Annotated in this window: 17 protein-coding genes; 3 read left to right on the forward strand and 14 right to left on the reverse strand. The window is 47.1% G+C overall.

The window, feature by feature from the left end:
• Positions 1-39 precede the first annotated feature (39 nt).
• The 7 genes from P0078_RS22630 to P0078_RS22660 all read right to left on the reverse strand — a co-directional run bounded on the left by P0078_RS22630 (position 40) and on the right by P0078_RS22660 (position 5,897).
• Positions 40-528 (reverse strand): DUF1993 family protein, encoded by a 489-nt coding sequence (locus P0078_RS22630; RefSeq protein ID WP_282932125.1) that lies wholly within the window; start codon positions 526-528, stop codon positions 40-42.
• Positions 529-589: 61 nt separating this feature from the next.
• On the reverse strand, positions 590-2,032 hold the full coding sequence (locus P0078_RS22635; RefSeq protein ID WP_282932126.1) for a 3'-5' exonuclease: 1,443 nt from the start codon (positions 2,030-2,032) through the stop codon (positions 590-592).
• Positions 1,957-2,808 carry a UvrD-helicase domain-containing protein gene (locus P0078_RS22640; RefSeq protein ID WP_282932127.1) on the reverse strand — a complete coding sequence of 284 codons (852 nt, stop codon included), beginning with the start codon at positions 2,806-2,808 and terminating at the stop codon, positions 1,957-1,959. Before P0078_RS22640 ends, P0078_RS22635 begins: the two co-directional genes overlap by 76 nt.
• Before the next feature lie 66 nt (positions 2,809-2,874).
• The gene (locus P0078_RS22645) at positions 2,875-4,605 is read right to left on the reverse strand and encodes a SulP family inorganic anion transporter (protein WP_282932128.1); all 1,731 of its coding nucleotides are present in this window, start codon (positions 4,603-4,605) and stop codon (positions 2,875-2,877) included.
• Between the two features lie 95 nt (positions 4,606-4,700).
• Entirely contained in the window at positions 4,701-5,138 is a 438-nt protein-coding gene (locus P0078_RS22650) for a DUF6691 family protein (protein WP_282932129.1), read from the reverse strand.
• Complete coding sequence (locus P0078_RS22655; RefSeq protein WP_282932130.1) at positions 5,135-5,578, reverse strand: YeeE/YedE family protein; 444 nt, start codon at positions 5,576-5,578, stop codon at positions 5,135-5,137. Before P0078_RS22655 ends, P0078_RS22650 begins: the two co-directional genes overlap by 4 nt.
• A gap of 4 nt (positions 5,579-5,582) precedes the next feature.
• On the reverse strand, positions 5,583-5,897 hold the full coding sequence (locus P0078_RS22660) for an ArsR/SmtB family transcription factor (protein ID WP_282932131.1): 315 nt from the start codon (positions 5,895-5,897) through the stop codon (positions 5,583-5,585).
• A gap of 92 nt (positions 5,898-5,989) precedes the next feature.
• Between P0078_RS22660 and P0078_RS22665 the strand changes: the two genes are divergently transcribed.
• The 3 genes from P0078_RS22665 (at position 5,990) to P0078_RS22675 (ending at position 9,146) form a co-directional block, all read left to right on the forward strand.
• The gene (locus P0078_RS22665) at positions 5,990-6,868 is read left to right on the forward strand and encodes an MBL fold metallo-hydrolase (protein WP_282932132.1); all 879 of its coding nucleotides are present in this window, start codon (positions 5,990-5,992) and stop codon (positions 6,866-6,868) included.
• Positions 6,869-6,923: 55 nt separating this feature from the next.
• Positions 6,924-7,337, forward strand: coding sequence for a protein tyrosine phosphatase family protein (locus P0078_RS22670; protein WP_282932133.1), 414 nt, complete (start codon positions 6,924-6,926; stop codon positions 7,335-7,337).
• 90 nt (positions 7,338-7,427) lie between these two features.
• Entirely contained in the window at positions 7,428-9,146 is a 1,719-nt protein-coding gene (locus P0078_RS22675) for a SulP family inorganic anion transporter (protein WP_282932134.1), read from the forward strand.
• Between the two features lie 34 nt (positions 9,147-9,180).
• On the opposite strand, the gene P0078_RS22680 is transcribed toward P0078_RS22675, so the two are convergent.
• From P0078_RS22680 to ahpF, 7 genes are all read right to left on the reverse strand, one after another.
• Positions 9,181-10,467: a hypothetical protein gene (locus P0078_RS22680; protein ID WP_282932135.1), complete on the reverse strand. Its 1,287-nt coding sequence runs from the start codon at positions 10,465-10,467 to the stop codon at positions 9,181-9,183.
• Between the two features lie 77 nt (positions 10,468-10,544).
• Positions 10,545-11,054 (reverse strand): ester cyclase, encoded by a 510-nt coding sequence (locus tag P0078_RS22685; protein WP_282932136.1) that lies wholly within the window; start codon positions 11,052-11,054, stop codon positions 10,545-10,547.
• 178 nt (positions 11,055-11,232) lie between these two features.
• Entirely contained in the window at positions 11,233-12,120 is an 888-nt protein-coding gene (locus tag P0078_RS22690) for a hypothetical protein (RefSeq protein WP_282932137.1), read from the reverse strand.
• A gap of 399 nt (positions 12,121-12,519) precedes the next feature.
• On the reverse strand, positions 12,520-13,473 hold the full coding sequence (locus tag P0078_RS22695) for a NosD domain-containing protein (protein WP_282932138.1): 954 nt from the start codon (positions 13,471-13,473) through the stop codon (positions 12,520-12,522).
• A 390-nt stretch (positions 13,474-13,863) separates the two neighbouring features.
• Complete coding sequence (locus P0078_RS22700) at positions 13,864-14,796, reverse strand: right-handed parallel beta-helix repeat-containing protein (protein WP_282932139.1); 933 nt, start codon at positions 14,794-14,796, stop codon at positions 13,864-13,866.
• 403 nt (positions 14,797-15,199) lie between these two features.
• Complete coding sequence (locus tag P0078_RS22705) at positions 15,200-16,177, reverse strand: right-handed parallel beta-helix repeat-containing protein (protein ID WP_282932140.1); 978 nt, start codon at positions 16,175-16,177, stop codon at positions 15,200-15,202.
• Positions 16,178-16,478: 301 nt separating this feature from the next.
• Positions 16,479-18,029, reverse strand: a complete 1,551-nt coding sequence (gene ahpF / locus P0078_RS22710; protein WP_282932141.1) for an alkyl hydroperoxide reductase subunit F — start codon at positions 18,027-18,029, stop codon at positions 16,479-16,481.
• Positions 18,030-18,073 lie beyond the last annotated feature (44 nt).

Genomic DNA, 18,073 nt, shown 5'->3' on the forward strand with positions numbered 1-18,073 from the left:
TGTGAATGAAAAACTGGGGCTGGATATCTAGGAAGGCTTTTAAATAAAAGTAAATCCAGTCGGATAACTGTGGAACCCATCAAAATCGCCTTTGCTAAGGGGTACACCGCAGTGGCGTGCAATTGCATAAACCATGCTCATGTGGAATAGGAAGTTTGGAATTATATATTGATGGATATATTGTGGCTGTGGGAGATCCACTGTTGTGAAACCCGCTTTATCATTGATTCTTCTACTACTGTCCAGATCGATTACTTCGGGTAAAGAATCTAAATAATTTAGTGTTTTCTGGATGGTTCTCAGAATAATTTCCTTTGTATTCCCATCTTCTCCAAATGTCACAATTTTCTGGTCAACGAGTGGGCAATATCCGCGAAGAGAAAAATTGGCTGCAATTTTTGCATTCTCGGCTAAGCTGAACATGTCAGGTGCCAGCTGCTTGTGAAATATTTCCTGCGGAATTTTAGTCACAATTGAAAGTAGTTGGGAAAGATAATTATGAAGGAGGCTCTTGATAGATATTTGCATTAGGTAACCTGATAATAGCGAATGAATAATTTTTTTGTGGTACACACGTTCCTGGATATTGCTACATCAGATATTGTGACAAAGTCTCCCAATTAAATCGTCGAGCTTTTCCATCGCTAAATAAAACCTCGATACGCTTGTCCTCCCATCCTAAAACCCTTCCATAGCCAAGTTTTCGATGCCGTAGTCCCTCTCCAGGTTCGGGTTTTCGCATGGGGGCCCGGGGTGCACTGATATTGGGGTTGTAATCGCAAGCTTCTAAATAGTGGAGCGCTTGACGTGAAACCGGCACATCAGTGTCGATTTTTTCCGGGCGCTCCTTTAGGGAGTCTGCCATCAATTTACTTAAAGGAAGCTGCATTTCATTAATAAATAATGAAGGCTGCGAAGCCTCTGGATCATTCTTTTTGGAGTCTTCTGCAGGGGCCAACAAGAAGAGTTTTGACTTGGCGCGGGTCATCGCCACGTACATCAAGCGGCGTTCGCTCTCCAGTGACGCGGGTGTGCTGAAGTCCCGTTGAGGTTGATAGGGCATATTGTGCTGGGTGAGGGTGGGGATAATTACTTGTTCCCACTCCAAACCTTTAGCTTGGTGCATAGTCGTTATCTGTATAGCATCCGCTTCGGTTTGTTCGCCCTCCCGGTGTTGGCGTTGAAGTTCTTGTAGATGTGCCAGGGCTTCAGCGGGTGGCTGCTTCAGTGTGTCCAGGTATTTGCAGAAAGCGAGGATGGTTTGTTGCCTCTCCTCCCCTTGTTGGCGGGTGAAGGCGTCGTCAGCGATTCCGCTGAGAAGTTCCAGTTCACCGATATGGCGACGCAGTAGCTCTCCAGCGTGACCGCGCCAGCTCTCAATCTGGGTAAGCAGGTCTGCCCGTTGGCGCAAGCGTTTGGTCTGGGGCTTGCTCAGGTTTTCAGGTAGCAGGGCAATCAGCTTCTTGCCCCAGCCTTTGTCCAGCGCTGCCAGAGAGGAACAGATGGGCTCCAGGACTTTGCGCGGAATACGCACATGGGGAGAGGTCAGCCATTCGTAAAGTCCCTGCTGGCGACGCTTGGGTGGAAGTTCGGCGAATCGACCGGAGGCAATATTTAAACTCCAAAATAAGGGGCGCAGCTCCCGGCGCGAAAGGACGGTGTTGCGGCTTGCTGAACGGTAGGGAATATTATTGGCCAGCAGTGCCAGTTCAATAGGAGCGGCGATAGACCACAGTCGCACCAGTACGGCGACCTCCCTGAGTGACTGACCTTGCTTTTGGCATCGGCGCAGGTACTCTACAATCCAGCGCCCCTCCTTATCGGTTTTTACCAACTCGATTTCTGTTTGCTGATCTTCATTGGCTGAAACACAGAATATATCGGCGCGATCGCGATTGTTCTCAATAAAGTGGTTGGCGGCCAGGGATAGCTGGTGGCCGTAACGGAAAGTGCGGCTCAGGTGATAAATATTCGAGGGGGAAAATCCCCATCGAAAAATGTGAGCAGGAAATCCGGTTTGGAGCCTCGCCATTCGTAAATTGTTTGATCTGGGTCGCCAATCGCGATGACGTTGCCAGATTTTCCGTAGAGAACTCGCAATAAAAAGTGTTGAATCTCATTGATATCCTGGTATTCATCCACCAGGATGTCTTCGTAATAACTGCCGTACTGCTCGGCTATCTCCTCATCCATGCTGAGCAGCATGGCTGGGTCATAAATCAGGTCGGCGTAGGTAACCGCATTTTGGCTGCGACGCCAAGCTTCAAAAGTGCGAAATACCTGCAGAAAATACATGTATTCATCGCCGAGCTTCAGTTCCTGAAATGCGCTGAGATCTCCCGAGAGAATCGTTTTGGTGTAGTCAATAAAAAATTCAGCGGCCTCAATCTCAGATTGCTTCCGTGCTCTAATCTCTTCGAGTTCGTGGGTAGGCGCGCACTCTTCAATGGCCTTCCAGATTTGTAATTGGATTGTGGATTGGGGCAGGGGGGATAGGTTGGCAGCAGCGATATGATCATTGGCGATCATGCGTTGGTATAAACGATATCCAACACTGTGAAAGGTATGTACCGCTGGTGTCGAGCCTTCAGTCAGCTGCCGTAAGCGGCGGTCGAAGTCCTCCCGAGCACTGCGGTTGTACATTAATACCAGCAGTCGTTCGGGGGCGATACCTGCATCAAGGCGGCTCTTTATGTAGTGCAACAGAGCAGTGGTTTTGCCGGAGCCGGCAACGGCAATGATCTTGGCGTGACCACCGGCATGATCTGCAATTGCCTGTTGTTCAGAGGTAAGGTTGTTTCCGCCCATCGCGCTCTTTGCTCAAATACTGGATATTTTGCCAGTGTTTGATACTGTCTTACAAGTCGCGCAACCTTATTCGGATGGTTTGTCGCTATCGGAGATTTGATGGTGGCGCAGAGCAAGCTCTGCGATGTAGGGGGAGAGGAACACGCGGCCGCTCAATTCCTGCAGTAGCTTGGAGTGGCCCAGGCGATCCAGTACAGCCCCCTTTACCTCAGCCAGATGCAGCTGGATATTTCGATTCTGTAAATCCCGGTTTACTTGTAACAGACGCTCTATCGCTGTGCTGTCGATCCGGTTAACAGACGATAAGATCAGCACCATATGGCGGGTATTGCGATGCCGCTTTATCTCTACAAAAAGTCGCTCCTCAATCGCATTGATGTTGCTAAAAAACAGGTTCTCATCAATACGCAGGAACAAAATTTCAGAGTCGGTTTTCACCGTATGGCGAAGTACATTACGGAATTGCTCAGTACCCGGTACACGCCCCACGACAGCGATATGTGGCCGGCTGGCTCGCCAGATCAATGTGGCGAATGAGAGCCCGACGCCCAGGGCAATCCCGGTCTCCACGCCAAAAAACACTACCCCGAGAAATGTGCCGGCCATAGCCAGTCCATCGGTGCGGTCGTAGCGCCAGTGGTGGGCCATACCCTGGAAGTTGATCAGGTTTGCGGCTGCAACAATGATGGTGGCAGCTAGCACGCAGATTGGCAGTTCAGTAAAGACTTTGGTGGCATACAGAAGTAGCAGGGCTATTAGCACTGCGGCTATCACGCCGCTGAGAGGGGTTTTTGCCCCGCTCTCATCGTTAACGGCTGTCCGTGCAAAGCTGCCGGTTACTGCAAACCCTCCTGAAAATGCGCTGAGTAGGTTGGAGGCGCCCAGCCCCCGCAGTTCCGCATTAGTGTTGAGCTTCTCGCCGCGCCGCTGGGCGATAGAGTGAGCAATAGATAAACTTTCGACAAATCCGAGCAGGGCAATAATCAGGGCGGGCAAAAGCAGTTTGTAAATCAGCCCCGGGTTAATAGAGGGGATGCTTAGGTGTGGTAGGCCAGCGGGAATAACCCCTACAACGGGTAATTCCTTCTCCCAGTGAAAAATAGCGGTAAGCACAATGGCAATCACCACGATAAGCATGGGCGCCAACCGCGAAAGCAATTTGGATCGTGCCGGGCCGACCCCGATTTTCCTGAGCAGGAAGGGTAAACCTAGACGGGCGGCAATTAAGCTGGCCAGTGCAATGAGCCCCAGCAGGGCTGCTTCCCGATCGGTTTCAGGCAGGTGGTTAAAGGTGCTGATCAATATTTCGAGAACCGTATCGCCATTGCTTGATATTCCCAGCAAGGGGGCAAACTGCCCGGCAATAATCAGCAGCGCGGCGCCGGAGACAAAACCGTCAACAACCGGAAGGCTCAAGAGGTTAGCGAGGCTGCCGAGGCCAAGAAACCCCATTAATAGCAGGATTACTCCACTCAAGAGTGCTAATAATATGGCGCCGGAAATGTACTCGGGACTGCCCGGTGAGGCTATGGGGGTGAGAGCTGAAGCGGTCATCAGGGCGAGCACGGCCACCGGGCCGACGGACAGCACTGAGCTGGAGCCAAACAGTGCGTATCCTACTAATGGGAGCAGCCCAGCGTAGAGCCCTAGATAAGGGGGCAAGCCGGCAAGTGCGGCATAGGCGAGGGCCTGTGGAATCAGCATCATGCTGGCCAGGAGGGCGGCAACACTATCTCCCACCAGCCACTTGGGCTGGTAGCGTCGAAGCCATGGAGGGATTAGGTGGAGTAGCCGCATCCTTACACTTGTTTCCGCTCTCTTCCTGCCGCAATTGTGTGAACTGCTCAAACAAGATAGACGGCGGCTGCCTCACCGTTGTGCTTGGGCGCAAGTTACTCCACTGCGGCAGTGCGCTTGATCCCGAAGAGTTGGAATATCCCCATACCCGTGAGCATGGCGAGCATAAAAATTACCGCTTTAAGTTGTCCCGCCCCAGTAGCGACAATCGCCGGTCCGGGGCAAAACCCCGCCAGTCCCCAGCCGGCGCCAAATAGAAGGCTGCCCAATACCAATCGGCGATCAACCCGGTTACTTGCCGGCAGGTGAAGCGGTTGCTTCCAGATAGACTGTCCCCGCCGTCTGATGAAATGGAATAGTGGCAGGCCCACAGCGATAGCGCCAAACATCACCAGTCCCAGAGAGGGGTCCCAGGCGCCGGCTAAATCTAGGAAGCCCAGAACTTTCTCCGGGTTGGCCATACCGGAGAGCAATAACCCCAGGCCGAAAGTGAGCCCGGCCAAAAGTGCGCTGATATTGGTTTTCATCATCATTGCCCCAGCTGGCCGATCAGGGGGTGTCGCATTAGAAATACGGTTGCGAAGCCCGCGGCCATAAATATCAGGGTGGCGGTTAGCGAGCGAGTGGAGAGTCGGGACAAGCCGCAAACACCATGGCCACTGGTACAACCGGAAGCCATCCGCGTGCCCAGGCCCACCAGTAATCCCGCAGCAATTAAGGTGGGATAACCTGCCTGGACATCAATGTCGGGCACTGTTGCAAAGATTTTCCAGGCAAGAGGGCTTATCAATAGCCCCCCGATAAAGGCCAGGCGCCACAGGGAACCCTGGATTTGGTCAAGCAGTCCGCCAATGATGCCGGAGATACCTGCGATACGACCGTTAAAGGCGAGTAAAGCGGCACTGGCGAGGCCAATCAGCAGCCCCCCGGCGAGTGCAGTGCCCGGGGTGAAAGCGGTCCAATCGATGGTCATGGGATTACTCCGCACAGTAGAGCTGGTAAAGGGTTTGCAGCAGGGCGAGTACTCGCGGGTCTGCAACCCGGTAGAAGACGTTTTTTCCCTCGCGGCGTGTTTCGACCAGGCCTTCGCGACGGAGGACCCCCAGTTGTTGGGACAGGCTTGGTTGATGAATACCCAGGCGCTCTTCCAATTCGCCTACATTTAACTCTTCCTGGCTGAGCTGACATAGAAGTAGCAAGCGGTCCTGATTGGCCAGGGAGCGCAGCATCGCTGCCGCCTGGCCAGCGGAATCGCGCATTTTGTTGAGATCGAGATGTTCAGTATCAGGCATAGTAACCAAATCAATTTACACAATTACAATATATTGTTTTATATAATATCACATTGTATATTGTTGGTGTAGTGAATACGGGAGAGCAGAAGATGGCTCATGAAGAACACTGTGCCCGGGTACAGCCGTTCCTGGATCGGGATACAGAAACCTGGAGCTATGTGGTGTACGACAGGGAAGGGGGTTCCGCCGCTATTGTGGACTCTGTGCTGAATTTTGATTCAGCCTCGGGTCGCACCAGTAGCCGAGGTGCTGAGGAGCTGGTGTCATTTATTCAAGAGAAAGACCTGACTCTGGAGTGGATACTGGAGACTCATGCCCATGCTGACCACTTATCAGCGGCACCGTTTTTACGCCAGCAATTGGGTGGGCGTATCGGGATCGGTGAACACATTTGCCAGGTGCAGAAAATCTTCCGCGATGTATTTAACCTTGAGCGGGAGTTCCTGGCAGATGGCAGTCAGTTTGATCATCTCTTTAAGGATGGTGAGACTTTCCAGGTGGGTAAGCTGACAGCGAAAGTGATTTACAGTCCCGGCCACACCCCCGCAGATATGGCCTGGCTAATCGGCGATGCGCTTTTTGTTGGCGATACCTTATTTATGCCGGATGTTGGCAGTGCGCGATGTGACTTCCCCGGCGGCGATGCGTCAGAGCTGTATCGCTCAGTGCGTAAGATCTTGTCCCTTCCCGACCAAACTCGCATGTTTATGTGTCACGACTACCCGCCTAAAGGTAAGCGGGGCTATCAGTGTGAGACCAGCGTGGGAGAGCAACGCAGGGAGAATATTCATTTGCGCGATGGGGTTGCCGAGGACGATTTTGTCGCGGTGCGCCGCAAGCGTGATGCCACTTTATCTGTGCCGCGGCTGATAGTACCGTCTGTGCAGGTGAATATTCGTGCGGGGCAAATGCCCCCGGCAGAATCGAATGGCACCGTTTATTTGAAAGTGCCGCTTAATCAGCTTTAAACGAAATTATTGATCGATATATTTATTCAGTTGAATGCATAGAACTGAGGTGACAATGAATATTAAACAATTAGATGAACAGGTGAGCGTTTCTGAGCATATAGCCTGTGAAAGTATGGTGCCATTGGCTCAGAGTGGGGTGCAAGTTGTAGTATGCAATTGCCCGGAAGGTGAGAGTGAGACTCACCCCTCCTATGTGGAAATGGAGCAGGCCGCATTGGCGGTGGGCATTAAATTTGTGGCTATTCCTTTTACTCGCGGACGTATGATGCGAAATCACTGCGAGGCATTTCGTGATGTTTTGCAGGAAGGAGACAAAGTGCACGCGTTTTGCCGGACGGGTAATCGTTCCAGTCAGGTATGGGCCGGCGCCAAGATCCTGATGGGGGCAGATAAAAAGCAGCTCAATTCCCAGGCCCAGGCCGCAGGATTCGATATTGGTGCAGTGCTGATATCGATTGAACCCTAGCTCTAAAGTGCAGCACTTTCGGTGCTGCAATTCACCCCTTCTTTTAAGGAGATAGAACTCAGGCCGTAAGGCCAGAGCGGAAAACAGATCATGGCGATGCAGCATCTCACCAGATGGTTTCCCATTCTGGCTACTATTCAATTCTATAATCGACAGTTACTGATTCAGGATTTACTGGCGGCTCTTGTTGTCACCGTGCTTCTGATCCCGCAATCGCTTGCTTATGCTCTGCTGGCCGGGCTGCCAGCTGAAGTAGGGCTCTACGCAAGTATGGTTCCGCTGGTGATCTATGGCGTTTTTGGTAGCAGCAGAATCCTATCTGTAGGGCCTGTAGCAGTAATCTCCTTGATGAGTGCGACTGCCTTGGGTGAGGTAACAGCCAGTGGTCAGGTAGATTATCTCACCGCTGCTGCCGTGTTGGCGTTGCTGTCAGGCGTGATACTTGCGGTGCTAGGGATATTTAGGTTGGGCTTTCTGGCTGATTTTCTATCCCTCCCGGTAATTTCAGGATTTATAACTGCGTCTGCCTTATTAATTGCACTTAGCCAGGTTGCTCAATTGTTGGGCGTGTCAGCAAATGGAGACACACTACTGGAGTTGCTACCGAACTTGGCCGAGAATTTGGCTAACTATAATCAACTGACTTTGTTGGTCGGACTGGGGGTGGTGCTATTTCTATATCTAACAAAAGCTTGTGCTGTGCAGCTTTTACAGAAGCTAGGGGTAGCATCTAGAACTGTCGATCTTTTAACTAAAGCAGCTCCTGCGGTGTCTGTATTGGTGACTATTTACGTCTCATATACTTTTGACTTCCAAGCTTGGGGAGTAGCACTAATTGGTAGTGTGCCGTCAGGCCTCCCCTCATTTACCAGACCGAACCTTTCTCTTTCCCTTCTTGAATCTCTAGCGGTGCCTGCGCTAATGATTGCCATTATTGGCTATGTTGAATCCGTATCCGTGGCCAAGACTTTAGCTACAAGACGCCGGCAGAGAATTGATGCGAATCAAGAATTGGTGGCTTTAGGGTTAGCAAATGTGGGGGCGGGTTTCTCTGGTGGGTTTCCAGTTAGTGGTGGCTTTTCTCGGTCTGTAGTTAATGATGCAGCTGGAGCGCAGACACAGTTTGCCAGCCTATTTACCGCCTTTGGTATTGGTTGTACGGCCCTTTTTCTTACTTTACCGCTATATTTTCTTCCAAAGGTAACTCTTGCGGCCACAATTATTTTTTCCGTCTTAGCATTGGTAGATGTTTCTATTCTTCGAAAGACTTGGCATTTCTCTAAAGCAGACTTTATGTCTGTGTCATTAACAATTGCAGTTACTCTGCTCCTGGGTGTGGAGGTTGGCGTGGTCTGTGGAGTGGGGGCATCACTCCTTTTATTCATTTATCGTGCGTCGAGACCTCATATTGCTGAAGTAGGCTTGGTGGAAGGCACTGAACACTTTCGCAACATTGATCGTTATACTGTGACGACTGTTCCAGAGGTGCTCACCTTCAGGGTTGATGGCCGATTGATGTTCTCCAATATTAGAATCCTGGAAGAACGTATTTATTCTAGTGTGGAGCAGAGAAAAGCAATCAAGCATGTGATATTAATGTGTAGTGCAGTTAATGAGATTGACTGGAGTGCCCTGGAAGTGTTACAGGCGATCAATGTTAATCTGACGGATAAAGGTATAACTCTTCATTTGTCTGAAGTTAAAGGTCCGGTTAAAGATAGGTTGGAGGCAAGTCACTTTTTAAGTAAGTTGTCGGGGCGGGTGTTTTTGAGTCAATATCAGGCGTTTTTATTTGCATCCTCGAGCTAAATCTGCGGCTAAGTTTTGTGAAAGGTTGATGGGCTTATTTGCTGGAAATAAGGTTGTTGAGAATACGCATGTACTCATCAACAAATAAGTCAATACTATGCCTGCTAATCAATGGTTCACAATAGCCAAAAACGAAAACAGCGTTGCGATAGGTGGTGTAGGTAACGGCCATAAGAGGATTTATACCGTTGGTTAGGGTAATCATAGGTTTTTGTATCTCGAAATACTGTATTTCATCCGCCAATAAGCGCATGCTACCCACATTGGAAACGATAATTCCTGCAGGAAAAGACTTTTGCTGATTCGTTATTACTGATGCCATACGGGTGATATCATCCATTTTATAGTCTGAGCTTAGATTTTTTGTCATCGGACTTTGCTTGAGGAGCACTGAAAAAATCTGTTCTTGAAGCTTCCTGGCCACGTCAATAACATCGGCAGACTCAATATTTTTTGGTAAGTCTAAGCTGGTGGTCTCTGAAAATGCTCCAATGTGACCTATAGGAATGCTTGGCGAGCATAATCCTCTGGCATCCATAGCTAGGATAACTTCTGTTAGGTTTTTGTCGACAGGTATAGCTCTTGCTGCAATCGATGCAATGGCACAATAAATTGCTGTGATTTTAATTCCTTTGTCTTTGCCCCACCTGGCTAGTTTGTGAATTTTCTCTGGGGGCATCAGGTATGAGACGGCGCAAGCTCTACGTTCTTTTGGTGCAGCCTGTTTCTCTACTGGCCAGCAAAAACCCCTCATATTCTTGTGCTCAATTTCTTTTTCTCCAAAGTAGCCAGCTGATTTAAGTTGGCTCGCAATACTCTCTTGCAGCGGTAGTGATTTAGTTTCCTCTGGATCTATGCTTGAGCGTAGAAATTTGTCCAAATCTGAAAATATGGTCATTACTGATCTGCCATCAAATGCCGCATGATTATTGATGACTGAAATCCACTTTACGAACCCTTCTTTATCAAGATATAGCTTAAGGCTATATACATATTTCTCACTATCCAGACAGTTTGTGCCATGGTTTTTAAACTCATCCTCTAAGTTGAGAGCGCCACTAACCTGGCATGTCTTTAATGGGATATCATTGAAGTCAACATCGCAAACCCAGTGAAGTTTTTCCCCTCTTTGGATGCGGGCACGTAGAAGGGGATGGCGCCGGTGCAGGTATTCTAATCCCTTACGTAAAATGTCAACACTTAACGGTTTGCAAACCTTTATGAAAGAAACAAATTGCAAGCCACCGTAGGAAAGCCGTGTCATCTCAATAAACAAAGCCTCTTGGGGGCCAAGTTCTCGAGATGGAGCTTCTGAACTCATAAGAGATACCGGTCAATAATATCGATAGATTTGGTCTGAACTAATCCATATTAAGGATTCCCTTTGTTCGTGATAGATTATTCCAGTGCGCCAAGCTGTTTCAGGAATCCATATTTGTCCCAAGTGACCCAGGCTTCGACTATTTTTCCATTCTGGATCTTGCTAAATTCTACCGCATCCCAAGTGATAGTTTTCTTTGTTGGATTTTCCCCCATAAATGAACCGACATGTTTGGCTCTGATTGTAATATGAGTTGCTACTAAATCTCCTTCCGCAACTTGCCTGTTGTTGATTGCTTTGACATCTTTGAATGCTGTATGGAACTTTGCTGCTTCTTCTTCAAGCTGTTTGAGGTTACGTTTCTGTGGGCCTGCACTATCCGATGTTGAAGAGTCCAGGTTGTTTATATAGTCAGGAGAAAAGACTTTATTGGGGTCAACTTTACTTCCACTCAGCCAGATATCAACAGCCTGCATGGCAAGCTTTTTATTTTCCTGTAAGTTGTTTGATTGTGCGAGAGCGGGCGGGGTCAGGTAAAAAAGGTAGCAAAATGCAAAGAGTAGAGAGTAAAAAGTTGGTTTGTTCACCGGTGAACCTCATTCTATTGAAGTGAGTTATTGCCTTCAACTTATTTGTTGGTGGCATGGTGGATGTATATGTGAGCGTGTCATCTGATATTTTGGATATATATCGACTCAGTATAGTTTGGGTTTTATAAAGTCCGGGATGCTGCCCACAAGTGGGCAGCATTGTGCAGGTGATTCGCTACTGTAAAATCACACCTATATTTGCGTTCCCGGTTTGATTGGCAATAGCGGATTGCGCATCGCCAATTTGCGTTGTTGTTTGGGCGTTACCCACACCATTTTGGTAAGTTTGAGCGGAAGAACCAATACCTGTTGCCGTAATATTAGCAAAGTTGGAAGTCCCAAGCTGCTCGGTCAGTGCGTAGTGATCTGAACCCGTCTGGTTATGAATGGCAACATTGTTGTCGCCAATTTGCCAGAGGTTGCTCTCGTGATCATCGTTGGTTTGAATCACATTAAGGGTGTTGGTAGTACCGTCCTGATATGAGTAGGAGTAGTTAGAGTCTCCATTGACTTGATTGTGTGTCGCCAGGTTGGAATCGCCGAGCTGATCTACATAGACTTCACTGTTTGATGTCAGTGACTGAGTAACAACTGCGGTTTGGTTTACCCCAGCTTGATTCACCACAATAACATCATCAGTACTGTTGGTTTGAGTTAAGGTTGCACTGTGACCATCTCCATCTTGGGTAATGGACATGGTGCTACCGTCAACAAATGACTGGAGAGTGAAGACGTATTGATTGTTGTCTCCCTGATTGATTTCGATATAGGCGCCTACAGAGTTATCCTGATAGGACTCGGCTGTATTCATATCGCCAGTTTGATTATGAATAATCGTGCCACCATCACTGTTAGCGGATTGCTCCGCATAGCTGGTGTTGTTATCGCCGATTTGAGTTTGATCGATGGTGTTGTTTGTGGCGGTTGGATCACTTTGATCAGCTGTTGCAGTGTTCCCAAGACCCTCTTGGTAAACCGTTGCGGTATTGGTGTCGGCGATAGCGCCCTGGCTAATGATTGCCAGGGCGATACTGGCGGCTAGAGGTGCAATATTCTTCATCATTAACTCCTTTAGTGATGAGACTGTACGACAAATGTCGTTTTCAATTGCATTTTCAAGGTTGGGGTTGTATCAATCACCGTTCACTAGCCTGATCATCGGAATTTGGCCGACAATCTGGCACGTACTCCTTGTGAATGGGTTTGATACAAGTATGAGTTTGATAGATGGCCCAGGTAGGCGCTATGAGAGGTAAGTGCTGATTTAGTGGGACATTAGTTTAATGGGAGGTTTTACTTATTTTTGTTAAACAACTGATAAATAAATAGTGGTGCTGTTGATAAAGGCGTAGCATTCCAATTCAATGTAAATCCTAAAGTTGCGTTGGTAATTATGTAAGAAGACGATATGGAGCTTTATTATCGTCTTCAAACTAAACCTTAGATTGAGTAATCTTTTCGCTTAATTCAGGCATGAAGGGTCGCTGGTAACAAAAGTATTACCTAACCAAGTATTGGCGGTGCAGCTTGGATCATCGGGGGAGTAAAGATCAAAACTCCCATTGTTTAGCGATGAGTTGGATAAAATGTTATTGCCACTAGCATTTGCATCCTCAATATATATTCCGTAATCCGTATTATCGCTAACGCTATTTATAGTGACTGTATTGCTATCTGCATTATCAATTGCGATGCCGGTTAGACTGTTTGTTACTACATTTTGAGATATAAGGTTTGAATCTGATTCAAATGTTAAAATGCCTTCACCTGCACTCTGATCGATAATGTTTGATGTAACTATGTTGGAGCTGCCAGGAGGTTCAATAGATATACCAACACCAGAGCCATTAGTGTCAGAGGTGTTGGTGATTATATTGCCAGAAACACTATTTGAAGACCCCTCTATTTGCACGCCAACGTTATCCATACCATCAACAGTATTTCCGAAAACCTGGTTGAAATCATTGTCTTCAATTCGTATACCAAAGTTAGAGTCGGGGACGTTCGACTGTATCTGAACACCGGAGATAAAGTTGTGATCGCTTATAACAAATAATGCAGTAGAGGTAGGGTTAACAATATCAACGTCTACAACCTGGTGGGAGCCATCTCCTGTTAATGTAATGCTATTATTACAGTTTTCGACAGTCCCTGAGGATATTCTCGCAAAAAAACCACCAAGTACTATACCATTATTTGCTGTGAGAGGGCATGTAACGGTAAAGCCATTCATATTAAGGCTGCCTGATGGACCCACAATGCTGAATGCAAAATTTGTAGTGCAATTTAAATCTTCAGTCAGCGTCTCCGCTGTAGTGATACTGCCTCCACAGGTAACGGCATAGCTATTAATAGAGGTTGATATTGCGGCGGTTGTTAAAAGGATGTAACAAAGGGCTATTGTTAGTTTTTTCATAAGTTTTGTACCGTGTCAGTAATTGTTGCGGATACCTTAGGTGGATATTTGTTCTATTTGGGTAAAGTGTGTGAAGATATATCCCTATTACCCATGAAATGTTTAGTTGTTTTAATGATTTTTGGTAATATTTAATTTAAATAATAATCTTATATTTAAGGGTAATTCCTAATATTAAATCTATTGCCGTATTAATTGCTTTTTCAAGGCGGTGTGCCAGTCACTACCCACTGGAGTGACAATCAGGGTTGGCCAACAATCTGGTGGGTTCTGATTTGGTGAGAAATAACTTTAATGGTAACTTTTATTGAATTGATAATTATGTAAGAAGACGATAAAAGGCTTTATTATCGTCTTCAAGCTAAATCCTCGATTGAATTATCTGTCTGCTTAGTTCAGGCATGAAGGGTCGCTGGTAACAAAAGTATTGCCTATCCAAGTGTTGGCGGTACAGGTTGGGTCATCGGGTGAATAAAGATCAAAGACTCCATTGTTTAGTGATGAATTCGATAAAATGGCATTTCCGTTAGCATTTGCTCCCTCGATAGATATCCCGTAATCAATATTGTTGCTAACGCTATTTACAGTAACTGTGTTGTTATCTGTATTATCAATAGTGATGCCGCTTAGGTTATCAGTTATTACATTTTGAGAAATAAGGTTGGAGTTTGATTCCACAAAAATACCTTCATCGGCACTCTGATCGACAATATTTGATATAATAAGGTTGAAGTCGCCTCCATTATTAATAAATATTCCCCAACCATCAACGGTATTGGTAATTATATTGCCAGAGACATTATTTGAAAATCCATCTACTAGCACACCGAATCTATCCAAACCGTCAATAGTGTTTCCGATTATTTGGTTGGAATCAGCGTCCTCCAATTGTATGCCATATGTAGAGTCAGGTGTATTTGATTGTATCTGATTGTCGGAGATAAAGTTATTATTGCTGTTAACGCGTATTCCCGCTGAGTCAGGGTCAATAATTTCAATATCTATAACCAGGTGGGAGCCATCATCTACTAATGTAATACTGTCTTTGCAGCCTTCAATAGTCCCGGAGGTTATGCTTGCAGAAAAATCTGTCAGCCTAATCCCGTCTGATCCTACACACGTAAGGGTAAAGCCATCCATATTAAGGCTGCCTGTGGGGCCTTCAATGAAGAGAGCTGGGGATGAGTTGCAAAGTAAATCTCCAGTGAGTGTTTCCGGCGTAGAGATGAAGTCTCCGCAGCTAACGGCGTAGCTATCGAGGGATGTCGATATCGCGGCGGTCGGCAAAAGGATGTAGCAGAGGGCTGTTGTTAGTTTTTTCATAGGTTTTGTACCGTGTCAGTGATTGCTGTGAATAACTTATGTCAGCTACTTTTGTCTGGGCGAAATGTGCGAAGACTTATCAGCTTTGCCCATGCAATATTTAGTTATTTTAATGATTTTTGATAATATTTAATTTAAATGATAGTTGTAGATTTAAGGGCAATTCTTTATATTGAATCTATTATTGCGCCTTATAGTGGGGTGTTTCTCTTATGGGGGTGCTATTTATCGGGGGCCGGATTTGGTTGTAGAAAACAGGAGGGCTGAAGTTTTGTACTCCTTGATATGCAAAGCATATATTAATTTGGAGAGGTGCCTGTTGTTTATGCTGTCTGGCAGCAAGCGATATACTGCTCAGCTATCGCTTATCTATTAGGAGGTGTGAATGTAATTGGCTGAATTTTCAGTCCAGGCAGTTGGGGTCGTTGCTGGTGGAGTTGTTGCCAATCCAGTTGTTCGAAGATGTGCAGTTCGGATCATCAGGGGAGTAAAGGTCGAATATACCATTGTCATTTGCTGTATTAGATAAAATGTTATTGAATTCTGCGCTAGTTCCCTCGATCACTATGCCATAGTCAATGTTATTGTCAGCTTCATTGCTGCTTACTGTATTGCTGTCACTGTTGTTGATTCTGATTCCAGTGGTGCTGTTCGATATACTATTTTGAGAAATGAGATTTGAATCTGAACTTACAGATATTCCCACATCTCCATCGCCATTGAGAGTGTTGAATATTCTCGCTTTACTGTCACTGATTATAGTGTTAAGTAGGATTAAGTTGTTCCCTCCATCGGAATCAAGAGCTATGCCAAAATCACCAGGGTTAAGAATTTCATTTCCGGTGACTGTATTGCTTCGCCCCTCTATATATATTCCTGAAAATCCCGGGAACTCTAGAAAATTTCCAGTGATCTGATTGAGGCTTGCGGGATTAGCTGTTTCTATGCCTATCGCATATTGCGTACCATTAAAAGGTATCACGATGCCGGTAACAAAATTACTGTTACTTTCAATACGTACGCCGACGCCGACAAGATTGTTAATCTCAATATCACTGACAAAATGAACACCATCTTCCGTAAGTGCTATTGAGTCATTGCAATTGTCTATTACGCCATTAAACAGGCTTGCAGCTAGGCCTGTTAGATAGATGCCCTCATGTAATGGTTCTATACAGGTAACAGTAAACCCATTTAAGTTCAGCCCGCCACTGGGGCCGTTAATTGTGAGGGCTGGATTGGTTTCGCAGGAGAGATCTTCTGTGAGGGATTCCTGGGTAGTAATCGTGTCACCACAGCTCACAGCAAAACTGTTTGAGGCTAAAGGTAATCCAAAGGTTGGTAGCAGGGTTAAAAATAGCGTTAGGCTTGGCTTCTTCATGGGGGGCTCCCAAGATAATGAGTCTATTATTTACTCTAAAGTTTTCTTTCGACTGGTAATTGATAGGTGATGCCAAGTGGTATTTTATAGGGTTTAACCAGTTTGTTTTTGGTTTGTTAATAATATATATAAATTAAAGGTGCAGATTTAGTGTCTATTATAAATATAGGTTTATAAATGGCGCATGATATTTTATGTGGGCTCAGGTCTTAGCTTGAAGTCTGTTCTCCTATATTGTCCATGCTTAAAGTGAATATAAAAAAGGGCCAGTCAATGACTGGCCCTTTTTAACGCTTTGGTGTTATTCAACCGAAGACCTAATCAAGTAGTCAAATGCGCCCAGCGCAGCAGTTGCACCTGCACCCATAGAGATCACTATCTGTTTGTAGGGGACAGTGGTTGCATCGCCGGCGGCGTAAACGCCGGGGACTGAAGTTGCGCCGCGCTCGTCGATCACGATTTCGCCCATGCGATTCATCTCCACATCGGTTTCCTTAAGGAATTCCGTATTGGGTACCAGTCCAATCTGTACGAAAACACCAGCCAGTTCGACCTGCTTATTTTCACCACTCTCTCGATCGGTATAGGCCAGGCCGTTCACCTTGTTGCCGTCGCCGAGGACTTCGGTGGTTTGGGCATTGACGATAATATCGATGTTGTCCATCAACTGAGCCTTGCGTACCAGTACCTCGTCTGCACGCAGCTTATCCGCGAACTCCAGTACGGTGACGTGCTCGACGATTCCGGCGAGGTCGATAGCTGCTTCGATGCCCGAGTTGCCGCCACCGATAACGGCTACGCGCTTACCTTTAAAGAAGGGGCCGTCGCAATGGGGGCAGTAGGCTACACCCTTGGTGCGGTACTCGGCTTCGCCGGGAACCCCCAGTTCCCTCCAGCGGGCACCGGTAGCCAATACTACAGAGCGGCTGGATAGGGTAGCACCGCTTTGTAGTTTGATATCTACCATTTCGTTGCGTCGCAAGTTGGCTGCACGTTGGTCGGTAATAATATCAACACCATACTCTTTTACGTGTTGTTCAAGGCTGGCTGCGAGCTTGGGGCCTTCGGTGTAGGGTACAGAGATAAAGTTCTCGATGCCTACGGTATCCATTACCTGGCCGCCGAAGCGTTCTGCCACTATGCCAGTGCGAATGCCTTTGCGAGCGGCATAAATAGCAGCAGCTGCGCCCGCTGGGCCACCCCCTACTACTAAAAGATCGTAGGGTGCTTTTTCATTCAGTTCTTCAGCTTTACGCTCGGCTGCGCCAGTATCCAGTTTTCCAACAATCTCTTCGAGGGACATCCTGCCTTGGCCGAAGTGTTCACCATTGAGGTAAACCGCAGGTACAGCCATAACATTGCGCTTTTCAACTTCCTCTTGGAACAGGCCACCGTCGATCATTTCGTGGGTGATGTTTGGGTTGAGGGTTGCCATCAGGTTCAGCGCTTGGACGACATCCGGGCAGTTTTGGCAAGAGAGCGAGATATAGGTTTCAAAGTGGAATTCACCCTTCAGGTTTCGTACCTGCTCCAGTAGCTCCGGGTCTGCTTTTGAGGGATGGCCCCCCGCTTGCAATAGTGCCAGTACGAGTGAGGTAAATTCATGTCCCAGGGGAATACCGGCAAAGCTAACCCGGGGTTCCTCTCCGGCAGGGGCGATGGCCATACTCGGCGTACGCTTGGCTTGACTCTGCTGTGCAGTAATTTTGTTGGAGAGTCCGGAGATTTCATCTACCAGCGCTTCCATCTCTTTGGATTTTTCACTGTTATCTGTGGACACACGAATCTCGATCGGCTTGACGATATTCTGCAGGTAAGTGTCCAGTTGTTTTTTCAGGTTTACGTCCAACATCGGTGTGTCCTTTCTCTAACAATTTAAGGCTTAGTTGTGGCCCA

Source organism: Microbulbifer sp. VAAF005 (genome assembly GCF_030012985.1).
Classification (GTDB): domain Bacteria; phylum Pseudomonadota; class Gammaproteobacteria; order Pseudomonadales; family Cellvibrionaceae; genus Microbulbifer.